Annotated in this window: 3 protein-coding genes and 1 pseudogene; 1 reads left to right on the top strand and 3 read right to left on the bottom strand. The window is 59.0% G+C overall.

Annotated elements, in window-relative coordinates; translation table 11 throughout:
• The 3 genes and pseudogenes from BGO64_RS20785 to BGO64_RS03420 all read right to left on the bottom strand — a co-directional run.
• Positions 1-122, bottom strand: a pseudogene (locus BGO64_RS20785) (phage terminase small subunit); the annotation flags it as partial.
• A gap of 9 nt (positions 123-131) precedes the next feature.
• Positions 132-1184, bottom strand: a complete 1053-nt coding sequence (locus BGO64_RS03425) for a phage major capsid protein, P2 family (protein ID WP_286700168.1) — start codon at positions 1182-1184, stop codon at positions 132-134.
• Between the two features lie 12 nt (positions 1185-1196).
• Positions 1197-2027, bottom strand: a complete 831-nt coding sequence (locus BGO64_RS03420) for a GPO family capsid scaffolding protein (RefSeq protein WP_286700167.1) — start codon at positions 2025-2027, stop codon at positions 1197-1199.
• Positions 2028-2176: 149 nt separating this feature from the next.
• On the opposite strand from BGO64_RS03420, the gene BGO64_RS03415 reads away from it, so the two are divergent.
• On the top strand, positions 2177-3946 hold the full coding sequence (locus BGO64_RS03415) for a terminase ATPase subunit family protein (RefSeq protein WP_286700166.1): 1770 nt from the start codon (positions 2177-2179) through the stop codon (positions 3944-3946).
• Positions 3947-4016: the final 70 nt, after the last annotated feature.

Below are 4016 nucleotides of genomic sequence, written 5' to 3'. Positions count from 1 at the left end.
TCGGCCAACTGCATCAGTTGCAGCTCGTAGGCATTGGCGCGTTGTTGGTCGAACTGAGGATTGGCCGCCCCTTGCAGGGCGGCCAGTTTGCGTTCGCGGTTGCGACGGGCAGGTGATGTCATGTCGCCCCCTTAACCGCCAGCGGCCGGTTTCGGCCCGATGACGATGTTTTCAATCAGGGCGACGCAGTCGTAATCCTCGACCACATAGGCGTCGTTGGAGCTTTCGTAGTTGACGACACGGTCGCGGTGAGGTTCTTCCGCGATATGGCGGCGGCGGGCACCTTCCTGCGGGTAGATGGAGAGGTTTTTCAGCTTGGTGATGAGAATGGCATTGTCCGGGAAGAAGGGGACGCGGACCGCTGGCAGGTTGCCGATCTGCTTCTGGCTCACCAGCACTTGACCGGCCAGCTTGTCCTGGTTGTTGTCAGCGTTGTTGATGATGGGGAAGTATTTGTCGGCCAGCAGCTTACGGCCGCAGATGACCACCAAGTCGGTATCGTCTTGGTACCAGGGGGCGATCATCTCGTTGACGGCATCGAACACCAGGGCGTCGAGGTTGTGGTAGTCGCCTTCTTTGGTGTCGGCGTCATTCTTCGGCTGGTAAACGTAGATCTTGCCTGAGCCTTCGGTTCCTTCATCCATCACTTTGGCCGGCGCGTCTTCACGGATGTGGTACAGCCAGCCTTTGTTCACATCTTGCAGCAGCGGGTTGGTCTGGCGGTTGGTGTTCTTCTCCACGGCGACGCCATTCCAGCCAATCATGATGCGATCGAGCCCCTGTCGCTTGAGGATGGCATCGCGGATGCGGGTCTGGAAGTCGGGAAACTTGGCCCAGATATCCAGTTTGTTGTAAGGGAGGCTGGTGTCGTAGTTGGTCTTGGCACACTCGTATTCATTGGAATAGAGCGTGCTGGGGTCGTTGGGTTCACGAACGTGGTTGGTAGTATCGGTGCGGCCTGCAATGGTGCCGGCGATGTCGATGCCAACTTTCTCCCCCTTAATCTCTGTGACAGGGATGATCTGGATCATTTTCAGGAATTCGACCGACTCCTGCATTTTGGTTTCCAGGGTCTGCTGGACGCTGGGCTGCACGTTGAACTGCACCGTGGCGCTGGAGACGGCGTTGAGTTTGGCCACCTGGCCGGTGAACTCGTTGAACTTCTGGCGGGTTTCGTTACGCATTGGGCATGGTCCTTAGCAGTCGGTTTGAATGGTGGCGCCATCGCTACCGGTGGCTGGCTGGCGCTTGTGGCTGAAATCTTCCTGGCCTTCCAGCTTGGCGGTGAGGTCGGCCAGCGCCTTGGCGGTGGCGTCCTGCTTGTTGGTCAGCTCGGTGATGGTCTGGGCCTGCTCGGTGAACTTTTTCTGCAGGTCGGCATCGAGGCTGGTGACCTCTTTCGCGACGGTCTCGACGGCCTGGTGAACGTCGCTGAGATCAGCGGTGGATTGCTTCTTGTGGGTGGAGAACAGCGCGGTGACCCTTTCCAGCAGACCTGGGCCCTTGTCGCCCTCTTCGGTGAATTCGACCTCGGTTTCGATGGCGCAGGTAAACAGGTTGGTCGATTTTTGCTTGCGCGCTGCCAGCGGACTTTTGTCACCAGCACCGGCGCAGAACTGGAGGTATTCGGTACCAAGGCTGGCGGGGGTGTTGGTCACTGCAAGACCTACTAGGTAGGCCTCGCCGGTACCTGCAAAGTCCAGATCCAGCTCGACGGAGGTGTAAACCTTCTGGCGGGCTTTGTTGAGTTTGATCAGGTCTTCGGTGGGGTCGATATCGGCGAACAGGGCCATTTTCTTTTCGCCGTCGATCTCGACCTCTTCGGCATAGACGGAGATCACGTCGCCATAGGCGCGAAAATCGCTATCAGGGAACGGGCTGAGGTAGTGTTCGAGGTTAACGCGGGCGCCGTACTTTTCGCGGTTGTAGTTTTTGGCTGCCTGGGTGAGCCATTCCGGCGCGATGGTGCGGCCGTCGGTGGTTTGGCCTGCCACCGCGACGCGCTTGAATTTTGCTTTCTTCGCCATGAGCTGGGATCCCTTTGGTGATTGGGTGGTGATGTCGCGGTTATGGTCTGGGTGACAGGCGGGATCGTGCAATCGGCGGCCAGTGTGTACGGCGCTGGCACACTGGCGGGGTGGCGTTTGGATGGGTTGTGGCTGGGTAGACTGGCGCCATGACGACAGCACCCTTACTTTTCCCCCATATCGAACCCAGACGGCAGGCCATGCACCTGTTCTTCCAGGGCTATCCGCTCCGTGCCATTGCTGAATTGCTGCAGACGCCGGAGGGGACAGTCTCTACTTGGAAACGACGCGACGGCTGGGATGACATCAAACCCATTGACCGGGTCGATTTCGCTATCTATGCGCGGATGTGCCAGCTGATCGCCAAGGAGGTGAAAACCGGCGGCGACTTCAAGGAGATTGACCTGCTGGGCAGGCAGTTGGAGCGGATCGCCCGGGTCAACAAATACAGCAACGGAGGCAATGAGGCCGACCTCAACCCCAAGGTGGCGAACCGCAACAAGGGGCCGAAGAAGGCGCCGGTTCGCAACAATTTTGATGAGGCTCAGCTCGAGAAGCTGGGCGAGCTGTTCCACGGCAATATGTTTGGCTATCAGAAGGTCTGGTATCAGGCTGGTTTGCAGCACACGGAGCGCAACCTGCTCAAGAGCCGCCAGATCGGCGCCACGTTCTACTTTGCACGGGAGGCGTTGATTGATGCGCTGACCACTGGTCGCAATCAGATTTTCTTGTCAGCCAGTAAGGCGCAGGCCCATCAGTTCAAGCAGTACATTCTGGCTTTTGCTCAGGAGGTCGGGGTTGAGCTCAAGGGGGATCCCATTACGCTCGGCAACGGCGCCATTCTCTATTTCCTCGGGACCAACTCCCGCACCGCCCAGAGTTATCACGGCAATCTCTACATCGATGAATACTTTTGGATCCCCAAGTTTCAGGAGCTCTACAAGGTTTCCAGCGGCATGGCGATGCAAAAGTTTTGGCGGCTGACCTACTTCTCGACGCCTTCAAGCCTTTCGCACGATGCCTACCCGTTCTGGTCTGGTGCGATGTTCAACAAGGGACGGCCGAAGAACGAGCACATAAAGTTCGACGTTGACCATGCGGCTTTGCATGGTGGGCGGCTGTGCGGTGATGGCCAGTGGCGGCAGATCGTTACGGTTGAGGATGCCGTGCGTGGTGGCTGCGACCTGTTCGACCTTGACCGGCTGCGGCGGCGTTACTCCCCTGATGACTATAACCAGCTGTTGATGTGTCAGTTCGCTGATGACACTGACAGCGTATTCCCGCTCGCCATGCTGCAGCGCTGCATGGTCGATAGCTGGGAGGTGTGGGAGGACTACAAGCCTCACGCAATGCGCCCGCTCGGTCATCGGCCTGTATGGATCGGCTATGACCCGGCCAAGGGCGGGCAGGGTGATAGCGCGGGTTGCGCCGTGCTGGCTCCGCCGGCGGTACCGGGCGGCAAGTTCCGAGTGCTGGAGCGCCACCGCTGGAGCGGTATGGACTTCGACGCCCAAGCGCGGGCCATCAAGGCCATGTGCGAGCGTTACAACGTCGGGTACATCGGCATTGACACCACCGGGATCGGGGAGGGGGTTTACCAGTTGGTGAAGCAGTTCTACCCAGCGGTGACTCCCATCCAGTACAACCCGAGTGTGAAAATCCAGATGGTGATGAAGGCCCAGGATGTGATGAACAAGGGGCGGCTGGAATTTGACTGCGGGATGACCGATCTGGCCCAGGCCTTCATGAGCATCCGCCGCTCTGTGACTGCTGGCGGCAAGATGCCGACCTTTGAGGCCAGCCGGTCAGAGGAAACCAGCCACGCCGACATTGCCTGGGCCACGATGCAGGCCCTGTTACATGAACCGCTGGCAGGTGCCACCGGTGCCAATACCAGCATGATGGAGATTTTCGCATGAGAAAGCGCCGCCCACAGCGCCATACCTCGCCGATGACGGCGACCCAGAAACCCGGCGCGGCCATCGAGGC

The organism is Aeromonas sp. 62-46 (assembly GCF_001898585.1).
GTDB lineage: Bacteria > Pseudomonadota > Gammaproteobacteria > Enterobacterales > Aeromonadaceae > Aeromonas > Aeromonas caviae.
Note: the sequence above shows the minus strand (reverse complement) of the source record. Positions and strands in the feature narration are given on the sequence as shown.